This window comes from Sphingomonas sp. NFR15 (assembly GCF_900103265.1).
Taxonomy (GTDB): Bacteria; Pseudomonadota; Alphaproteobacteria; order Sphingomonadales; family Sphingomonadaceae; genus Sphingomonas; species Sphingomonas pollutisoli.
Genome location: NZ_FMWX01000001.1, coordinates 155908 through 174776, shown reverse-complemented (window position 1 = coordinate 174776; position 18869 = coordinate 155908). Strand labels below are relative to the sequence as shown.

The following is an 18869-nucleotide window of genomic DNA, read 5'->3' as shown; positions in this document are numbered from 1 at the left end:
GCCCAACGATCCAGTATCCAACCGACGAGGACTTTCGAATGCGCATGATCGACCGCTTGCTCCTGAGCGTTACCGCAGCCACGATGACGGGCGTCGGCGCTTCGCCTACGGTCGCGCAGGGCGACGCCAAGTGAGCGTGCGGTGGCGTGCCATGCTGGCGTCGGTGCTGATTGGCGTGCTTTCGATGGGTACGTCACTACAACCGGCCATCGCTGCGGCGAGGCCGGTGGGAGGGCAGGCGCCGGGCTATTACCGGATGCATGTCGGTCGCTTCGAGGTCACGGCGCTGCTCGATGGCACGCACCCCTTCCCATCGGACAAGGTGGCGGTGAACGCGAAGCCGGGCGAGGTCGATGCGCTGCTCGCAGCGCAATACCTGCCGCCGGCGTTCGAAGGTATGATCAACGCCTTTCTGGTGAACACGGGAGATCGGCTTGTGTTGATCGATACGGGAGCCGGCAATCTCTACGGGAAGGAGGGCGGTGGTTTGGTGTCGGCGATCCGAGCCGCAGGCTACACGCCCGATCAGATCGACGACATCTTCATCACGCACCTGCACGAGGATCATGCGGGCGGGTTGCTGCTGGATGGTAAGCCGGTGTTTGCCAAGGCGATCGTCCACGTCTCGAAGCGTGACGCCGATTTCTGGCTGAACGATGCCAATCAGGCCAACGTCGATGATCTTCTCAAACCGTTCTTTCCTGCGATCCAGCAGGTCGTGGCGCCCTATATCGCCGCAGGGCGCTTCAAGCCTTTCGAAGGCGGGGCGCCATTGTTACCGGGACTTACTCCTATCGCCGCGCCCGGCCACACGCCCGGCCACACCTTCTATCTGCTGCAGGACGAAGGTCAGTCGCTGCTGTTCTGGGGCGATACCGTCCACATGCAGCCCGTCCAGTTCGCCGACCCGAACATCGCCATTCGCTATGACTGGAATGCGGACATGGCGGTGGCGACACGCCAGGCTATCCTCGCACGGGCAAGCGCGGAGCATTGGTGGGTGGCGGGCGCGCACATCTCGTTTCCCGGCATCGGCCATGTCGTCGCAGACAATGGCCATTATCGTTGGGTGCCTGCCAACTACACCCTGAACCGGATCATGCCATGATACAGATCGCCAACCACACCGCGCGCGCCAACGGCATCCGTCAGAATTACATCGATGCGGGCAGCGGCGCTCCGGTGGTTCTCCTGCACGGTTTCCCGGAAACCAACTATGCCTGGCGGCATCAAGTGCCGGTTCTCGGCGAGCTTTATCGCATCATCGCGCCCGACCTGCGTGGGTATGGCGAGACCGATAAGCCTGCATCCGGTTATGACAAGCGCACGATGGCGGCGGATCTTGCCGCGCTGCTCGATCTCCTCGCAATCGACAAAATCGCGCTCGTCGGGCACGATCGGGGCGCGCGTGTCGCGACGCGCTTCGCCAAGGACTTTCCGGACCGGGTCGATCGGTTGGTGGTGATGGACAATGTCCCCACCCGCATCGTCGCGCGCGATCTCGATGCGCGCATCGCCAAAGCCTATTGGTTCTTCCTCTTTCATCTGGTCCCCGACCTCCCCGAAACGCTGATAGCGGGCAAGGAGGAGCCGTGGCTGCGTTGGTTCTTTTCCGACTGGACCTATGACCCAGCGGCGATCACCGGCGATGCGTTCGACACATACGTTCGTGCGTATCGCGCGCCCGGTGCGGTTCGAGGCGCGATGGCCGACTACCGCGCCAATGCCGAAGATCTGGCGCAGGATGCGGCGGATGCGGACGTCAAGATCGCCTGCCCGACCCTCGCGCTGTGGGGCGAAAACTTCGGCGCCGTGGGTGAGATGTTCGATATGCCCAAGGTCTGGGCGGAGATGGCGGATACCCTCCGCGCCGTACCGATCCCGCGGTGTGGCCATTTGCCACATGAAGAACGGCCCGAAGCCGTGAACGCGCTCCTCCTCGACTTTCTGGACGGCTGGACGGGAGTGTGATGCGCTGAGCGCCCGGCCTCGTCTCGAGCGGTGACCGGACGACGGCAAGGTTACCGCAGCGGATGATACCGAGGGGCTGCGCCAAGCGCCTGTTACGGGTGATCGGATCAATCCGATCACCCGAGCCCAAGCTATGCCGCGTCTTTCGCGGACGCCGAAACAGCCGCCAGGATCACATCCGTCACCTCTTCGGGGTGCGACAACACTACCATGTGGCTCGACGCCAGCTCCGTGATCTGCGCGCCCATGCGCGTGGCGAAATCACGCTGCATCTGCGGGCTGATGGCACGATCATCCTGCGCCACGACATACCACGATGGCAGCGAGCGCCACGCCGGCGTGCTGACGCGGTCGCCGAAGCTGGATGTGGCAAGCGGTCGCTGTATCGCGGCCAGGGCCTTGGTTTCCGTGGCGGGCAAATCGTGCGCGATGACGTCCGCCATCCCCGCGTCGGTTATCAACAGGAAGCCTTCGCCATACGGCCGGATCGCGCTCATCACGCCCGGCGTGGGATACGGCGCCAGCAGGTCGCTGCCGGATTGGCCGGAATCGTTCGCGAAGGCGGCGATGTAGACCAGAGCCTTGACATCGAAATCGGCGTCCGATCCCACTTCCGTGATGACGCTACCGCCCCAGCTATGTCCGACCAGGACGATCGGGCCGACAATATCCGCGAGCGCGCGGCGCGTTGTCGTGGAATCGTCGCCCAGTCCGGTCAGTGGCAATTGTACGGCGCGTACCGGAAAGCCCTTTTGCTGGAGTAGCCGGATGACCCGGCTCCAGCTCGACCCATCGGCCCAGGCGCCGTGAACGAGCACTATCGTCGGAAGGTCTTTTTCGATTGTCGTGGCCATGGTCGTCTCCTTGGTTGAACGGTGTTGCCCGGCTCGGGCATCGAGCCTTGTTGAGAGATGCGCCGGGGAAAAACGCTTTCGGATCACGCTTCAGCCAGCATTGGCGCCGTCGGTCGGGACGGCGATGTCGAAGCCGTTGAGCGTCACCGATACGAAGCAGTAATGGCCGACAAGCCAGATCAGTTCGTTGGCGCCCGCTTGACCGAACAGCGCGATGCCCCGTTCATAGAGAGCGGTGGGGAGCGGACCGCCTTTCAGCAAAGCCTTGGCGATGTCGAATGCGGCCGCTTCCTGCTCGTCCAGATCCTCGGGCCGCTCGCCTGCGGCAAGGGTGGCGATCCGCCGATCGCTCATTCCGTCCTTTTGCTTCGCCACGGCGCCATGCGCGTAGAGCTCGAAGGCGGCGCCGAAATGGGCGCCTGTGACCAGAATCGCGACCTGACGGGCCGGGTCGGGGATGCGCTGCGCCTTCGTGAGCGCCTGCGTGACGGTCCAGAACGCCGTGCCGACTTCGGGGTCGTGGAGCCATGCGTTCCACGGGCCGAGCAGCGCGCCGTCAGCCCGCGTGGTCGTAAAGCCGCCGAACTTTGCGGAGACGCCTGCCGTCATCGCGTCGAACAGCGGGCGCTGGGCATCGCTCAGCTCGTCGGGGGCGATCGGTGGGAGACGCATGATCAGATCCTTTCAGAAAACGGTGCGCGCGCTTGTGAAACCGACGCCTGCGCGCCTGCCGCATAGGCGTGCGAGAGTTTGTGGTTGTTCGGTCGCGGGCGCGCGGGCGGGGGCGGGGGGCGTCGAAGCGACACGGATGCCAACGGATGCAGCGCCCGTCCTCACGACACCAGCTTCGCGGACGCCGGATGCAGCGAGCACGCCATCGTACCGAACAGAACCAGCGCGCCGGCAAGCGCCAACGGCGAGGCGATCCCGACGTGGAGCATGAGCCATGCCCCGATCGCCGCGCCGACGAAGATCGCCACGACCGCCCCGATCCGTCTTGGCCAATTGGGGTTGCTGCCACCCGCCGCGCTGGAATCCGCGCCCAGGCCGGTGAGCGTCAGCGTCAGGACGGTGGTGGTAAGGTCGGCCACCTTGAGCTGACGGATGGTGGCGTTGCGAAAGCCCATCGCAAGGCCGGTGAGAGCGATGATGGCAAACAGCCGCACCTCCGGCGTCTGCGTCGCCACGTCGAAGCCGATCGCGACACCGGCGGCGGCCCATAGCAGCGCCGCTTCGGCCGCCGCTGCGGTGAGCAACCAGCGCCGTTCGGTCTTGCCGACATGGGCCTTGCCGGCACGCCCGGCGATCGTAGCGCCAATCATGAAGCTGATGATCGACGCGACAAAGGGCATGACCTTGAACCCCGGCGCGCCGGCGGCGGCAAAGCCGAGAAAAACGACGTTGCCGGTCATGTTGGCCGTAAACACCTTCCCCAAGCCCAAAACGCTGGCGGCATCGACGAGCCCGGTCGTAGCCGAGAGCAGGAGCAGCAGCGGCACGCGCGGGTCGGAAACGGACGGGCGGGATGGGGATGCTGACATGCGACGTGATCCTCTTCAGAAGCGAAAATTGGTCTCGAGACCCAGCATCGTGATCGTCTTCGCGGACCCCGTCTGACGGATGAAGCCGCCGGGCGCGAAGGCGGAGAGCGAGGTCGAGAGTTCAAGTTCGGGCGTTGCCTGCCATGCCAGAGTGGCCTCAGCCTCTTTGCCGATGAATCGTGCGGTTGCGCTGCCCGCCGCACGGATCAAATTGCCGGGGATGTCGTACACGCCGTCGGCGCGCGAATAGCGCCAATAGGCCATACCGGCGATACTCGCCGACACGCTGCTGGCCAGCGCCACCGCGACGCGCGGATTGACGCTGATGATGTTGTAGGGTCCGACCGGCGAAAGCTCGCCGAAATATTTGCCCTTCGGGAACAGCGCGTTGAACGTGTTCAATCTCTTATCGTCGCGGTCGCGATCGCCGGAGACGATGTTGACGCGCAGAACCGCGTCGGGCTTCAACGGTACGTCGGCAAAACTGTGGCCAGCCTCGGTGCCGATCGTCCAAGCTGAGATAGGCTCATCGGCAAATCGGCCCGATTGGTAGACGCCTTCGACGTTCCAGTGCCACCCGGCCGATGCACCGAACAGTCGCGCGCCAAAGCTGTCGCGCTGCTCGGCGCCATTGACGCCGCCGTATCGGGCTGCGGTGTTGCGATAGCCGAGCCAATAAACGTCGATGCCGGACGCAAGGCCGATCGCAGGGATCGTCGCATAAACGCCCCATAGCGACTTGGTGCGGGAGCGGGTGTCGTCGAACGTGCCGGGGCCCGGCGTTACTGGGCGGACCGCCAGCAGGGTTATGGTCGCCCCTTTCAGGGAAACGAGCCCGCGCAAACCATCGAACGCCAGCGGCACGTTCGGGCCGTAGCGTGTGCCCACCAATCGCTCGGTGCCGAGCGACAGCATTTGCCGGCCTGCACGCAGCGTCACGCCAGCGCCATCGATCGCGTTCGTCTGAGCACCAAGGCGAAGGTCGACGAACCCCTGCAGCACATCGGTGCGCGTCTGATCGACGGGGCCGGCGGACGGCGCGACGCCGACGGCATATGCCAGGATCGGCTGGACGAAAGCGCGCGCGCCGAGCGCGCCTGTGCCGATATGGAGATCGGCATAGGGCATTGCGCGCAACCACAGATAGCTGTCGTCGGGCGCGTCACCGCCTCCCCACAGATTGTTGTGATAGGTCTCGTTACGCGCACGCAGTTCGATTCCGGTGGTCAGATAGGCATCATCTCCGACCGGGATATATTTGAACGGTTCCGTCCAGTGATCCGTGCGTGCGGCGGAACTGGCAAGCTGGTCGTAATGCTCGTCATACCGGGTGATCGTCAGCGTGGGTGCCTGCCACGCTTCCGTTGCGGTCGGTGGTTGAGTGCCGGCCGTCGCGGTTTGCGCTGAGACCTGCTTGGTCAGGCAGGCCGCAGCAACCACCGTGATCGCAAGCTTCGCGAGCTTAGCCACGGCGAGCGTCTTTGGCGCGCTGGTCCAATTCGGCGACGATGGCCGCCAGCACGAACCCGCCGATCAGCCCAAGATGCTCGAAGAACGCGTTGGTCGCCATGAAGCGCGCTTGCCCCGCCGGCATTGCCCAGAAGGCATTGGCGGTAATCGCGGCGAGCAGTGTGAACACGCCAAGCATCCCTGCACCGAGCCACACGAACCGTCCCCATAGGATCAAGACTGGACCGACGATTTCGACCAGGATGGTCAGAGCCGCGAAGACGGGGGCAGGCTGCATCCCGAAATGCGCCTGCTCCGCGACCGCCGCAGGCCAGTCGCTCGCCTTCACGATCCCGCCCAGCAGATAGGCGCCGACCAGCGCCAGACGAGCGACGAACCCCGTCCAGCGCCAGTCGAGGATCGCATCCACGAAGCGGGGATCGCTTTGTGGTCTCATCGTCACTGCGTGACGGGCGAATGGATCTCGGCGATGTACCCGCCGGGAAAACGAACCATTGCCGATTGCCGGTCACCCGCCACATGCGGCGCGACCAGCGTCTCGACACCGGCGGCAGTCGCCTTCACCAGTGTCGCTTGCAAATTCGGAACGGCATAACCGGTGATCTCATGGCCATATGGCCAAGGCAATTGACCATCCGATACGATCACCAGCATGTCGCCATAGCCCGAGGTGAGCCGCACGCGGCGATAGCTCTTGCCGGGTTGGCCGATGTCCGCGCCGTCCGCCGTCTTGTCGTCGAGCGTCTTCGCGTGGGCATAGCCGCGCCAGCTCTTCAGGAAAGCCGGTGCGGCGTCGGCGGTCAGGTAAACCCGGTTTTCCGGCACCGTGGCAAGTGGCGTGTAGTTCGGTTTGGCAGTGTGCCAGTAGAGTTGCATGCTCACCCCGCCGGGCCATTGCACGACGACATCGCGGCCGATCGGATCTGGAAAGGTTGTAATCAGCCGCACGGCGCCGTTCTTCACCGCCGAGGCGACGGCCGCGTCGATGTCGGTGACGAGATAACCGTTGCGCTCGTGCCCGAAGGGGTAGGGGATCGGTGTCAGGAAGCCGAAACCCGAAACGGTGCCGGCGGGGGTCAGTGCGAGCTGCGACTTGGTCTTGCTTGGGGTCGGCGTAACCTGGAACTGGCCCTGCGCGCTCAGCTTGCCGCCGAAGGTCGCGACGAAGCTCTGCATGAAGGCGTCGTATTGCTCCTGGGGAACGTAGACATGGGTCGTGTCATATTGCGGGCCGACGGCGTAGTCGGTGGCGGCGGCCTGTTGCGCGGTGGCAGCGGGGATGACGCTCGCATTTGTTAGCAGTGCGGTCGCGACGAGCAGGCAGAGCTTGATCTTCATCGGATTGCCTTTTCTGTTCGAGGGAATGTCAGACGGCCCAGCAGCCGCAGCCGAAGCTACCCCAGAAGCTCTGCACGTCCTTGACCGGAACATTCGCGCCGAGCGCTGCCGCATGGTCGTGGCCGTGGACCGAACAGGCGCTCGTGCAGCCGCAGGCGCTGGCCAGCTTGGCGGACGCTTCGGGTGTACGATGATAGCCGCCGAAGGTCGCGACCGGGGACCAATCGGGCATCGGCGGGGGCAGCGCGGGGGCGAGGGGCGCGTAATCGCCCTCGCCCGACACCACCTTGCCGCCGAGGATGGTCAAGACCGAACGCAGGTGCGGGATGTCGCTTTCGGGCACGGAAAAATAATCGCCCGATAGCACCGCCAGATCTGCGAGCTGGCCGACCTTGATCTGGCCCTTCTTGCCGACCTCGCTCGAAAACCAGGTGTTATCGACGGTCCAGAGGCGCAGCGCCTTTTCACGGCTGAGGCGATTGACGCCCGGGTACAGCGATAGCCCGCCGACCGTCTTGCCGGTCACCAGCCAATTGAGTGACACCCACGGATTGTAGCTGGCCACGCGAGTCGCATCGGTGCCCCCGCCGACAGGCAGACCCGCCGCCATCATCTTGGCGATTGGCGGCGTCCGCTCGGCGGTTTTGGCGCCATAGCGTTCGACGAAATATTCCCCCTGATAAGCCATGCGGTGCTGGATCGCGATGCCGCCACCAAGTGCGGCGATACGGTCGATATTGCGGTCGCTGATCGTCTCGCAGTGATCGAAGAACCAGTTGATCCCGGTGAAGGGGATGTCCTTCGCCACCTTCTCGTAGACGTCGAGCGCACGGCCGATCGTCTGGTCGTAGGTCGCGTGGAGCCGCCAGGGCCATTTATGTTCGGCCAGCAAGCGGATAACGGGTTCCAGATCGCTTTCCATGCTCGGCGCCATATCGGGCCGTTCGACCCGGAAGTCCTCGAAATCGGCGGCGGAATAGACGAGCATCTCGCCCGCGCCGTTGTGACGGTACGTGTCGTCGCCTTGCCCTGGCGTGACCTGTTTCACCCATCCCTGGAAGTCGGCAAGCTCCTCCTTCGGCTTTTGCGTGAAGAGGTTGTAGCTGATGCGCAGCGTGAGCTGGTCGTCCTTGTGGAGCTGTTCGATGATCTCGTAATCATCGGGGTAATTCTGATAACCCCCGCCCGCGTCGATCACGCCGGTGACGCCCAGGCTGTTCATCTCGCGCATGAAATGGCGCGTCGAGTTGAGCTGATATTCCGGCGGCAGCTTCGGTCCCTTGGCAAGCGTCGCATAGAGGATGGTTGCGTTGGGGTGGGCGAGCAGCAGCCCGGTAGGGTTACCCGCCGCATCGCGCACGATCTCGCCACCGGGCGGGTTGGGCGTGTCCTTCGTGTAGCCGACGACGCGGAGTGCCGCGGCATTGAGCAGCGCGCGGTCATAGAGATGGAGGATGAAAACGGGCGTATCGGGCGCGACGGCATTCAGTTCGGCGATCGTCGGCAGCCGCTTCTCGACGAACTGGTGTTCGGTGAAGCCGCCGACGACGCGGACCCATTGCGGGGCGGGGGTGTTATCGACCTGTCGCTTGAGCATCGCCATGGCGTCGGCAAGGCTGGGCACGCCGTCCCAGCGAAGCTCCATGTTGTAGTTCAGTCCACCGCGAATGATGTGCATGTGACTGTCGATCAGGCCCGGTATGATCCTGCGGCCGTGCGCGTCGATCACCTGTGCCTTCGGCAGCGCCGCGCGCACTTCCTGCTCGGAACCCACCACGAGGAACCGGCCGTCGCGGATCGCGACGGCGTGTGCTTCGGGATTTTCGCGGTCGAGCGTCGTCACCTTGGCGTTGACGAGGATCAGGTCGGTCATGGCTGTTCTCCGTTGACTAGCGTTGGCCGGCATCGCCGCCAGCGTCAGGACGGCCGAGCCTCCGAGCAGGGTGTCGCGCCGCGTGATCGTCATGCATCTGCCTTCCCCGGCGCCGCCGCTGGATCTCCCGGCAAGCGGCCCATCATCGGTTCGGCGCATGCGCTCGTGACGGCCGCCACCACCGGCTGCCCGGCGATGATCCGCCGTGCGATCGGCACGACCTGCTCACCGAACAGGATGCCGAGCAGGCCCACCAACGCGATCATCGGTGGTGCCGGAGATTTGACGCCGAGGAGGCTGTAGATACCGCCAACCAGAAGGCCTGCGGCAAGCGAAATGATATAGGGCTTCATAACAATATCCTCGGCGTCGGAGGATCAACCGCGCACGAAGGCGAGGAGATCGGGGTTGATGACATCGGCGTTGGTCGCCAGCATGCCGTGCGGATAGCCGGGGTAGATTTTGACGGTGGCATGCGGCACGAGCTTGCCCTGTTTCAGTGCGGCGTTCTTGTACGGAACGACCTGATCGTCATCGCCCTGCAGGATCAGCGTCGGCACCTTGATCGCCTGCAGATCGGCGGTCTGATCGGTCTCCGAAAAGGCCTTGATGCCGTCGTAATGGGCCTGTGCGCTGCCGTTCATGCCTTGGCGCCACCAATTGTCGATAATGCCCTGGCTGACCTTCGCACCGGGCCGGTTGAAGCCGTAAAACGGGCCGGCGGCGAAATCGCGGAACATCTGCGCACGATTGGTCGCGACGCCCTGACGGATGCCGTCGAGCACCTCGATCGGCAGACCATCGGGGTTGTTGGGCGCCTTGATCATCAGCGGCGGGACCGCGCTGACCAGGACCGCCTTGGCGACGCGGCCAGACGGCTGGCCATGTTTGGCGACATAGCGCGCGACTTCGCCGCCACCCGTCGAATGGCCGATGTGAACGACGTTGCGAAGGTTGAGGTGTTCGACCACCGCCGCCGCGTCAGCGGCATAATGGTCCATGTCGTGGCCCGTGCCGACCTGCGCCGACCGGCCATGACCACGCCGGTCGTGTGCGACGACACGGAAGCCGTTGTTCAGGAAGAACAGCATCTGCCCGTCCCAGTCGTCCGACGAGAGCGGCCAGCCGTGATGGAACATGATCGGCTGGGCATCCTTGGGGCCCCAATCCTTGAAGAAGATTTCGACGCCGTCCTTGGTGGTTACGAACTCGCTCATTGTCTTCACTCCTTTGAATGTACCGGATTTGATGGTCGCAAGGGCTGCCGATGGCAGCAGTGTCGCCGCAGCCGCGCCAGCGGAGGCGATGACGACCGCGCGACGGGACAGCTCGATCTTGGGGTTGGTCATGTGGATGGCGATCCTTTCCGCGAAGCGCCCGCCTGATCAGGCGTGCGCGCCCTCGGAGGCACCGAACATCGTCTTCGCGTAGGTGACGCCGAGGCCGTAACCGCCGCCCCACTTCTTTGCGATGCCGGTGGTGCTGTCATACGTGTCGCTGCGGGCCCAGTCGCGCTGCAGTTCCAGCAAGTACTGAAGTGACGTCATCGGCTTGGCGCCAAGCTGGATCATGCGCTGCACGGCGCGCTCATGCGCTTCGACCGAAACGTCGCCGCATGCATCGGCGATGAAGTAGCAATCGAAACCCTGATCGACCGCCGAAGCGACAGGGCCGACGATGCAGACGCTGGTCCACAGTCCGGCGAAAATGATCCGCTCTTTGCCGATGCGATTGATCTCGGCGATGACACCTTCGTCCTCCCACGTGTTCATCGACGTCCGGTCGAGCATCGACTGTCCCGGGAACGCATCCCTGATTTCGTCGAACATCGGGCCGGAAAAGCTCTTCTCGGCAACGGTCGTCAGGATCGTTGGTACGTCGAACGATTTGGCGGCGCGACTGATAAGCGCTGCGTTGTTACGCAGCAGTTCCGCCGCGATCGACTTGGTCGCAAACGCCATCTGCGACTGGAAGTCGATCAGGATCAGCATGTGGTCGGTCGGCGAGATAAGCGACGTGCCGGCTCTGGCGGTTGCGGTTGCGGTCATCTTTCAATCTCCTTCAGGGTCCGGAAGCGATGACGTTGACCCTAAAGAATTCCACATCGGGAAATAGCGAGGAAAGTTCGCCAGACTTGTTCAAGAAAGTTGAAAAGCCGATTCGTTGAATGGGCATGAACGGCTACGGACGGCCGAGGCCGAACCGGTCTGCTAAGCGTCGGTAATCAGGAGGAAAAAGTCGAGACCCGTGGTCTTCTGCGGACCCCTGTGGAATGGTCCGTGGCGGAGCGGGAGGGATTCGAACCCTCGATACGCTTTTGACGTATACTCACTTTCCAGGCGAGCGCCTTCGACCACTCGGCCACCGCTCCGCATTCGCTGGATTTGTGGCCCCTATCGGGTCGGTGCGGGCAGCGCAAGCGGCGCGTGAGGATTGCATGGTGGCCGCGCCTCGTGTCAGGATCGCCGCCATGCCGATGCTCCTGCCCGTACTGCTCGCACTCGCCGCCGCCCCGCAGGGTGCCGCGCCGCCGCCGAAACCCACCGCCGCGCAGATCGCCGCCGCCGCGCCGGCCTCGTCCTGGGCCGCCATCGCGCCCGAGGATCTGCTGGTGATCGATTTCGCGGACGGGCAGCGCGGGATTATCTGGCTCGCCGCCACGCTCGCGCCGGTGCATGTCGCCAACATCCGCACGATCGCGCGCAGCGGCTGGTGGCGGGGCGGCGCAATCTACCGGGTGCAGGACGATTATGTGACGCAATGGGGCGATCCCACCAACAAGAAGCCGCCCGCCGCCGGCATAGCGCTGCATCCGCCCGCCGAATATGAATGGCCGGCGTCGGCGCACCCGGTCGTCGCCAATCCGTACAAGGATGCCTATGCCGCCGTCACCGGCTTCACCGCCGATGGCTGGGCGGTGGCGGGGGACGGGCGTTCGCAATGGCTGCCGCATTGCTACGGCATGGTCGGCGTCGCGCGCGATCTGGCGCCCGATGTCGGGACGGGCGGAGATCTTTACACCGTGATCGGCCACGCGCCCCGGCATCTCGATCGCAACATCGCGCTGGTCGGCCGGGTGATCGACGGCATGGCGGCGTTTTCGGCGCGCAAGCGCGGGACGGGCGGGGGCCTCGGCCTGTATGAAAGCGCCGAGGATTATGTGCCGATCCGCCGCGTCGCGATCGCGAGCGATCTGCCCGCCGGGGAGCGACTGTCCTACCAGTATCTCAAGCCCTCCGCGCCCGAGTTCGCGCGGACGCTGGTGGCGCGCGCCAATCGCGGTTTACCGTTCTTCACCGTGCCGGCGGGCAACGCCGATCTGTGCAATCTCGACGTTCCGGTGCGCAAGAAGCCGGCTGACTGATGTAGTTCCCCGTGCGGTGGTTGACGCGAAACCGTAACCGCCGCGTCATGCACGCGTCGCGAATTTTGCCTAGCGCGCGCCCACAGGGATTGTGGGGGACTATCGATGAAGCCGATCAAGAGCGCGTTGCTCGCGCGTGCCGCCGCGTGCGCGGTGATCGCGGGCGCCTGGGTTTCGCCCGCGCTGGCGAACGCGGAACCGGCGCCGGCTCCCGACGCCGCGAGCGAGGATACCGCGCCTGACATCGTCGTCACCGGCGCGCGCGAAGGCCAGCGCAAAGCGGTCGCCGAGAAGCGCGGCGCGGACAACACGGTCGAGGCGCTCTACGCCAACGATGTCGGCAAGCTGCCCGATCAGAACGTCGCCGAGGCGGTGCGCCGCCTGCCGGGCCTGTCGGTCGCGAACGATCAGGGCGAGGGGCGGTATGTCATCATCCGTGGCATCGACCCGAATCTCGTCAACGTCACGCTCAACGGTCAGACCTTGCCCGCGCCAGAGCCCGATGGCCGGCAGGTCAAGCTCGACGATCTGCCCTCGGCGATGATCCAGTCGGTGGTGGTCTCCAAGTCGTTGCTGCCGAGCCAGGATGCCAATGCGATCGGTGGCGAAGTCGCGATCCGCACGCTGACCGCATATGACCGCAGCGAACGCTTCTTCCTGGGTGCGCGTGGCTCGGCGGGTTGGAGCAAGCTCAACGGCAAGACGCCGTGGGAGGTCGATGGCCAGGTCGGCGGGCGGTTCGGCGCCAATGAGGAGTTCGGCGCGGTCGTCTCCGCCAATTACTCGCGCCGGCCGATCGAGTCGGAGAACTTCCAGGGTTCGGAAGCGTGGGGCAGTGGCGTTCCCGATCAGAACGGGCTGCGCGACTACAACCTCGTACGCACCCGGCTCGGGATCGTCGGCAATTTCGATTATCGCCCGTCGGACGACGTGAAGCTCTATATCCGGTCGAGCTATTCGAAGTTCACCGATCATGAGACGCGCGACCAGAATCGCGTGGGCAGCGAAACCGGCATCACCCCGGCGAGCGCGACCAGCGGTACGTTCAAGGCGACCGGCACGATCCTCGTGCGCCGCCGCGAGGAGGACGACAACACCAAGTCGGTGACGCTCGGCGGCGAGTTCAACGTCGGCGGCGGTAAATTGGAGGCATCGGGCGGCTATACCAAGGCGGTCAAGACCGATCCGATCCGCAGCGAGTTCACCTTCACCACACCCAAGAACGGGCTGACCGTCGACTATGATCTCTCGACCGATCCCTATAGTTTCACCCCGCGCGCGCCGGGCTTCACCGATCCGAGCAAGTTCACGCTCAGCAAGTTCAATCTCGATCGCCGTCAGGCCTATGAGGAAGTGTGGCAGGCGCGCGTCGATTACACGCTGCCGATCGCGATCGGCGATGACAGTTCGATCAAGATCGGCGGCAAATATCTGAACCGCAAGAAGTTTAACAATCAGGACAAGACGGATTACAAGGCCGGCAGCACCGCGCTGGCGCTCACCAATTTCGGCTATGTCGGCAACACCAATTTCTACGACGGCATGTACCGTTTCGGCCAGCGGATCGACTATTACAAGGCGCGCGCCTATGTCGATGCCAACCCTTCGACGCTCAAGATCGACAAGGACGGCACGCTCGCCGATACGCTGTCGAGCGACTATGACGTGCGCGAGACGATCGTCGCGGGCTATGCGATGGCGACGCTCAAGTTCGGCCCCATCACGATCATCCCCGGCGTCCGGGTCGAGCATACCGAAGACAAGACCAGCGCCACCGTGGTTGATGCCGCCTCGAAACTGACCGACGGCTACAACAGCTTCGGCAAGAAGAGCTATACCGACGTCTTCCCGGGCGTGAATGCCAAGTGGAACATCACCGACGATCTGCTGATGCGCGCGGCGGTGACGACCGCGATCGGCCGGCCCAATTATCCCGATCTCGCGCCTTATATCGTCGTCGAGGACGATACGGTGCCCGGCATCTCGCTCGGCAACCCAGATCTGAAACCGTACAAGGCGGTCAATCTCGACACGTCGCTCGAATATTATCCGACCAAGGACAGCGTGTTCGCGATCGGCCTGTTCTACAAGCATATCGACAACCCGATCTACACGAGCAATGCGCGGCTCACCAACGTGACCTATGCCGGCGTGGCCTATGCGGCGGCGGACGTGTCCAAGCCGATCAACGCCGACAGCGAAGTCGTGTACGGCATCGAGCTTAACGCGCAGACCCAGTTCACCTGGCTGCCGGGGCTGCTCAGCGGGTTCGGCGTGTCGGCGAACTACACGCATGTCGAGGGGCATGCGACCGTACCGGGCATCCGCGCGGGCGACCTTCCGCTCGGCTTCCAGTCGCACGATATCGGCACCGCGCAGCTCTTCTACGAGAAATACGGCTTCGCGGCGCGCGTCGCCTACAGCTACCGCTCCAAATATCTCGATCTGCTCGGCGGCAGCACCGCGACCGACGAATATACTGACAATAACGGCCAGCTCGATGTCCATGCCAGCTATCAGATCACACCGATGGTGACGATCTTCGCGGACGGCACCAACCTCAGCGACGCGCCGTGGCGCCGGTTCATCGGCACCAAGGCCAATCTGGTCGAACGCGAGCGGTACGATTATTCGCTGCGGGGTGGCGTGCAGCTCCATTTTTAGAGACACCGCCCGCACCACCGTTCGTCCTGAGCGAAGTCAAAGGACGTGCCCCAGACGCAGCGTTGCAGGGCACGTGCTTTGACAGGCTCGGCACGAACGGTCCGGGGGATTGATCGAAAGGACACCGATGCGCCGTTCAGCTCTGATTCTCGCGATCGCCCTGGCCGGGCTCGGCGCGAGCGCCGCATCGGCCAAGACCCCCGCGCTGAAACTCGAGCGCGTCGTGCTGATGATGCGCCACGGCGTCCGCCCGCCAACCAAGGCGCCGGCGATGCCGGTCAGCGTCACGCCCGAGCGCTGGCCCGATTGGGCAGTGCCGCCGGGCTGGCTGACCGCGCACGGTACCGTCGCGGTGACAGCGCTCGGCACCGCCGACCGCGCGGCGGTCGTCAAGGCCGGCCTGCTCCCGGCGGGCGGATGCCCGGCGGCGGGGTCGGTGAGGATCATCGCCGATAGCGACCAGCGCACGATCGCCACCGCCGATGCCTGGGCGTCGGGCTTCGCGCCAGGCTGTGCGCTGCCGAGCACGCACAAGCCGCAGGATGTCGATGATCCGATGTTCTCGCCGCTCGGCAATGGCGCGACGCTCGATCCTGTCGCGGCCAACGCGGCGGTGAGAGCGGCGGTCGGGCCGGGTGGGGCCGAGGCGCTCGACGCGCGGTACGCGCCGCTGTTGCGCAGGCTGGACGCGATCCTGTGTGGCGACAAGCCCGCGTGCGGGGTGACCCGCACCCCGACCGGCCTCACCGATGCGACCGCGACCAGCCGCCCCAAGCTGCGCGGCGCGCTCGATCTCGCCTCGACCGCGGCGCAGGTGTTGCTGCTCGAATATGCCGATGGGAAGCCGATGGCCGATGTCGGCTTCGGCCGCGCCACCGCCGCCGACGTGACCGCACTATCCGAATTCCACGCGCTCGAATTCCGCCTGCTCGCGCGGCCGCTCCCGGTCGCACGCGCGAACCTGTCGCTGATCACCCCGACGATCGCGGCCGCGCTGACCGACACCAAGGCGGCGCGGGTCACGGTGTTTTCCGCGCACGATACGCAGATCGCCAATCTCGGCGGGCTACTCGGCGTCCACTGGCACGTTCCCGGCTATGCCGAGGATGACCCAGCGCCGGGCGGCGCCATCGTGATCGAAAGGCTGCGCGATTCCGCGGGCAAGGCGTTCGTGCGGGTTCGCTACCGCGCGCAGCCGCTCGCCGCGCTGCGCGCGGGTGGCGGCGCGCCGTTCGAGCAGGTGCTGAGCGTGTCCGGCTGCGGGAAACTCTGCCCGGCCGACCGCTTTATGGCGATCCTGCGGGGTTAGGATCGCGCGAGCCTTCGCACCGGCTACCGCTTCAGCGCGGCCCGGAACGGTGTGTCGTCGCCATCGACACCGCTGGCCGGCGGCAAGCCAAGCAGATCGCGCAGCAGCGGATAGACATCGACATTGTCGAACGGCGGCAGCGTGCCGAGCGGTTTGATCGCAGGCCCGCTCGCCACGAACAGCGCGCGCATCTCGGGCGCCATATTGTCATAGCCGTGGTCGCCGCCGGTGCGCGGCTTGTCGGGGGTGGTCTTGGCGGTCTCCCAGCCCGGCTCGGCGAGGCAGAAATAGGGCTGGATGCGCGGATTGCTGCCGTAATGGAAGCGCGCCGGGATATCGCTTTTGCGCCAGCATTGCAGATGGTCGTGGTGCGCCAGCAACGCCTTTTCCAGCGCCGCCTCGTGGCCCGGCACTGCCGAGAGCGAGGCGAACGGCCCGGTCTCGAAGATGCGATAGTCGGCCGGGTTGGCGATCCGGTCGATCGCGATCATGCGCTCGCTGCTGATCGCGGCCATACCATGATCGGCGACGATGACGAGATTGGCGGGCTGCCCGAGCTCGCGCAGGCCGGCGACGAGCTTGCCGATCAGCGCATCGACCGCGCCAGCGGCGGCGGTGGTGCGGGGATCGTCGGGGCCGAACTCGTGTCCGGCGCTGTCGACGGTGTCGAAATACAGGGTGACGAAGCGCGGGCGGATCGCGGCCGGGCGCCGCATCCAGTCGAGCACGCCGTTGACGCGCTGTTCGCCGGTCACCGCCTGGTTGAACTGCATCCAGTCCTCGGGCCGCGTACCGCCCGTGGTCGCGCCGTGGCTGTTGGGCTTGACCGCACCGCCCCAGGCGACATTCGCGCCCGGCCAGAACACCGTGCCCGTGCGGATGCCCGCCTGCTCGGCATCGACCCACAGCGGCTTGGCCTCATTCCACCAGAACGGATCGTCGGTCGCCATCGTGAAGGTTTCGCCGGGGCGGCGCGCGTCCTCCATGCTGTTGGAGACGATGCCGTTGCGGTCGGGCCGCTCGCCGGTGACGATCGTCCAATGGTTGGGGAAGGTCTTCGACGGGAACGACGGCCGCATCGCCGCACTGATTCCCGCCGCCGCGAGCGCCGACAGATTGGGTGTCACCCCCCGCTGGAGATAATCCGCCCGGAACCCGTCGATCGAGATCAGGATGGTGACCGGCGTCCGCGCCGCCTGGCTGGCGGACGCGGCAGGCGGGGTCGGGGCCACCGCCGGCGGGGTGACGCAGGCCTGAAGGCCCGCGCAGAGCCCGGCGACGACGATCTTGCTATACCAACGCATGACCGCCCCCTGCGCCGGCTCTGCTACATCTTCAAGACAGTGTGGTGTGCCGCTCAGACGTTGAAGCGGAACAGCATCACGTCGCCGTCCTGCACGACATAGTCCTTGCCTTCCTGGCGCAGCTTGCCCGCATCGCGCGCGCCCGCCTCGCCCTTGAACGCGATGTAATCGGCAAAGGCGATCGTCTCGGCACGGATGAAGCCGCGTTCGAAATCGGTGTGGATCTCGCCCGCCGCCTGCGGCGCCTTGGCGCCGACATGCACCGTCCAGGCGCGCGCTTCCTTGGGGCCGACCGTGAAGAAGGTCAGCAGGTTGAGCAACTTGTACCCGGCGGTGATGACGCGGGCGAGGCCGGTCTCCTCTAGCCCAAGCTCGCCGAGGAACTCGCCGCGCTCTTCGGCCGGCATCGTCGCGATCTCGGCTTCGATCGCGGCGGAGACGACCACCGCTTGCGCGCCCTCCGCCGCCGCTTTCTCAAAGACGCGCGCCGACAGCGCGTTGCCGTTCGCCGCATCGCCTTCATCGACGTTGCAGACATAGAGCACCGGCTTGGAGGTGAGCAATTGCGCCTGCGCGAACACGCGCGCCTCTTCCTCGTCCTTGGGCACGGTCAGGCGGGCGGGCTTGCCCTCGCGCAGCAGCTCGAGCGCTTGCCCCAGCACCGCGACGCCGATCTTGGCCTCCTTGTCGCCCTGCGCCGCCTTCTTGGCGAGGTTGGGCACGCGCTTTTCGAGGCTTTCCAGATCGGACAGCATCAATTCGGTCTCGACCGTCTCGGCGTCGGCGATCGGATCGACCTTGCCTTCGACGTGGGTCACGTCGCCGTCCTCGAAGCACCGAAGCACATGGACGATCGCGTCGACCTCGCGGATGTTGCCGAGGAACTGGTTGCCTAGACCTTCTCCCTTCGAAGCGCCGCGCACCAGCCCGGCGATGTCGACGAACGCGAGCTGCGTCTCGATGATCTTGGCCGAGCCCGCGACCGCCGCGAGCTGATCCAGCCGCGCGTCGGGCACCGCGACGTTGCCGACGTTCGGCTCGATCGTGCAGAACGGATAGTTCGCCGCCTGCGCCGCCGCCGTCTGCGTCAGCGCGTTGAACAGGGTGGACTTGCCGACATTGGGCAAGCCCACGATACCACAGCGGAAACCCATACTCTCGTCCTTGAATGCTGATGCGCC

General features: G+C 65.2%; 17 protein-coding genes and 1 tRNA gene. 5 read left to right on the top strand and 13 right to left on the bottom strand.

The features are described 5' to 3' along the window. The first annotated feature begins 151 nt into the window (after positions 1-151). Both BLS81_RS00755 and BLS81_RS00750 read left to right on the top strand, forming a co-directional pair. The gene (locus BLS81_RS00755) at positions 152-1108 is read left to right on the top strand and encodes an MBL fold metallo-hydrolase (RefSeq protein ID WP_093221628.1); all 957 of its coding nucleotides are present in this window, start codon (positions 152-154) and stop codon (positions 1106-1108) included. Continuing rightward, positions 997-1971, top strand: a complete 975-nt coding sequence (locus BLS81_RS00750; protein WP_256326010.1) for an alpha/beta fold hydrolase — start codon at positions 997-999, stop codon at positions 1969-1971. The genes BLS81_RS00755 and BLS81_RS00750 overlap by 112 nt, the downstream gene beginning before the upstream one ends. Positions 1972-2102: 131 nt before the next feature. On the opposite strand, the gene BLS81_RS00745 is transcribed toward BLS81_RS00750, so the two are convergent. The 11 genes from BLS81_RS00745 to BLS81_RS00695 form a co-directional block, all read right to left on the bottom strand. Beyond that, positions 2103-2825, bottom strand: a complete 723-nt coding sequence (locus BLS81_RS00745) for an alpha/beta fold hydrolase (RefSeq protein ID WP_093219505.1) — start codon at positions 2823-2825, stop codon at positions 2103-2105. A gap of 90 nt (positions 2826-2915) precedes the next feature. Next, positions 2916-3434, bottom strand: a complete 519-nt coding sequence (locus BLS81_RS00740; RefSeq protein WP_256326009.1) for a carboxymuconolactone decarboxylase family protein — start codon at positions 3432-3434, stop codon at positions 2916-2918. Between the two features lie 224 nt (positions 3435-3658). Further along, positions 3659-4366: a YoaK family protein gene (locus tag BLS81_RS00735; RefSeq protein ID WP_093219501.1), complete on the bottom strand. Its 708-nt coding sequence runs from the start codon at positions 4364-4366 to the stop codon at positions 3659-3661. Positions 4367-4381: 15 nt separating this feature from the next. Then, positions 4382-5788: an alginate export family protein gene (locus BLS81_RS00730; RefSeq protein ID WP_256326073.1), complete on the bottom strand. Its 1407-nt coding sequence runs from the start codon at positions 5786-5788 to the stop codon at positions 4382-4384. 40 nt (positions 5789-5828) lie between these two features. Next, positions 5829-6272, bottom strand: a complete 444-nt coding sequence (locus BLS81_RS00725) for a DoxX family protein (RefSeq protein WP_093219496.1) — start codon at positions 6270-6272, stop codon at positions 5829-5831. A gap of 2 nt (positions 6273-6274) precedes the next feature. Beyond that, the gene (locus BLS81_RS00720; protein ID WP_093219494.1) at positions 6275-7174 is read right to left on the bottom strand and encodes a VOC family protein; all 900 of its coding nucleotides are present in this window, start codon (positions 7172-7174) and stop codon (positions 6275-6277) included. Between the two features lie 28 nt (positions 7175-7202). Continuing rightward, the gene (locus BLS81_RS00715) at positions 7203-9047 is read right to left on the bottom strand and encodes an amidohydrolase (RefSeq protein WP_093221626.1); all 1845 of its coding nucleotides are present in this window, start codon (positions 9045-9047) and stop codon (positions 7203-7205) included. A gap of 89 nt (positions 9048-9136) precedes the next feature. After that, positions 9137-9400, bottom strand: coding sequence for a XapX domain-containing protein (locus BLS81_RS00710; protein WP_093219493.1), 264 nt, complete (start codon positions 9398-9400; stop codon positions 9137-9139). A 24-nt stretch (positions 9401-9424) separates the two neighbouring features. Beyond that, complete coding sequence (locus BLS81_RS00705) at positions 9425-10264, bottom strand: alpha/beta fold hydrolase (RefSeq protein ID WP_218123080.1); 840 nt, start codon at positions 10262-10264, stop codon at positions 9425-9427. A gap of 168 nt (positions 10265-10432) precedes the next feature. Next, complete coding sequence (locus BLS81_RS00700) at positions 10433-11095, bottom strand: hydrolase (protein ID WP_093219488.1); 663 nt, start codon at positions 11093-11095, stop codon at positions 10433-10435. Between the two features lie 232 nt (positions 11096-11327). Then, positions 11328-11418 (bottom strand) — tRNA-Ser (locus tag BLS81_RS00695). A 99-nt stretch (positions 11419-11517) separates the two neighbouring features. Between BLS81_RS00695 and BLS81_RS00690 the strand changes: the two genes are divergently transcribed. The 3 genes from BLS81_RS00690 to BLS81_RS00680 all read left to right on the top strand — a co-directional run bounded on the left by BLS81_RS00690 (position 11518) and on the right by BLS81_RS00680 (position 16384). After that, positions 11518-12411 carry a peptidylprolyl isomerase gene (locus BLS81_RS00690; protein ID WP_371128242.1) on the top strand — a complete coding sequence of 298 codons (894 nt, stop codon included), beginning with the start codon at positions 11518-11520 and terminating at the stop codon, positions 12409-12411. Positions 12412-12516: 105 nt separating this feature from the next. Then, positions 12517-15075 (top strand): TonB-dependent receptor, encoded by a 2559-nt coding sequence (locus tag BLS81_RS00685; RefSeq protein ID WP_093219485.1) that lies wholly within the window; start codon positions 12517-12519, stop codon positions 15073-15075. 127 nt (positions 15076-15202) lie between these two features. Beyond that, positions 15203-16384 (top strand): histidine-type phosphatase, encoded by a 1182-nt coding sequence (locus BLS81_RS00680; protein ID WP_093219483.1) that lies wholly within the window; start codon positions 15203-15205, stop codon positions 16382-16384. Between the two features lie 23 nt (positions 16385-16407). Here the strand turns inward: BLS81_RS00680 and BLS81_RS00675 are convergent, their stop codons facing one another. Together BLS81_RS00675 and ychF are read right to left on the bottom strand one after the other, a co-directional pair. Continuing rightward, a complete protein-coding gene (locus BLS81_RS00675; RefSeq protein ID WP_093219480.1) occupies positions 16408-17688 on the bottom strand; it encodes an alkaline phosphatase family protein in 1281 nt (426 codons plus the stop codon). A gap of 53 nt (positions 17689-17741) precedes the next feature. Next, the gene (gene ychF / locus BLS81_RS00670) at positions 17742-18842 is read right to left on the bottom strand and encodes a redox-regulated ATPase YchF (protein ID WP_093219478.1); all 1101 of its coding nucleotides are present in this window, start codon (positions 18840-18842) and stop codon (positions 17742-17744) included. Positions 18843-18869 lie beyond the last annotated feature (27 nt).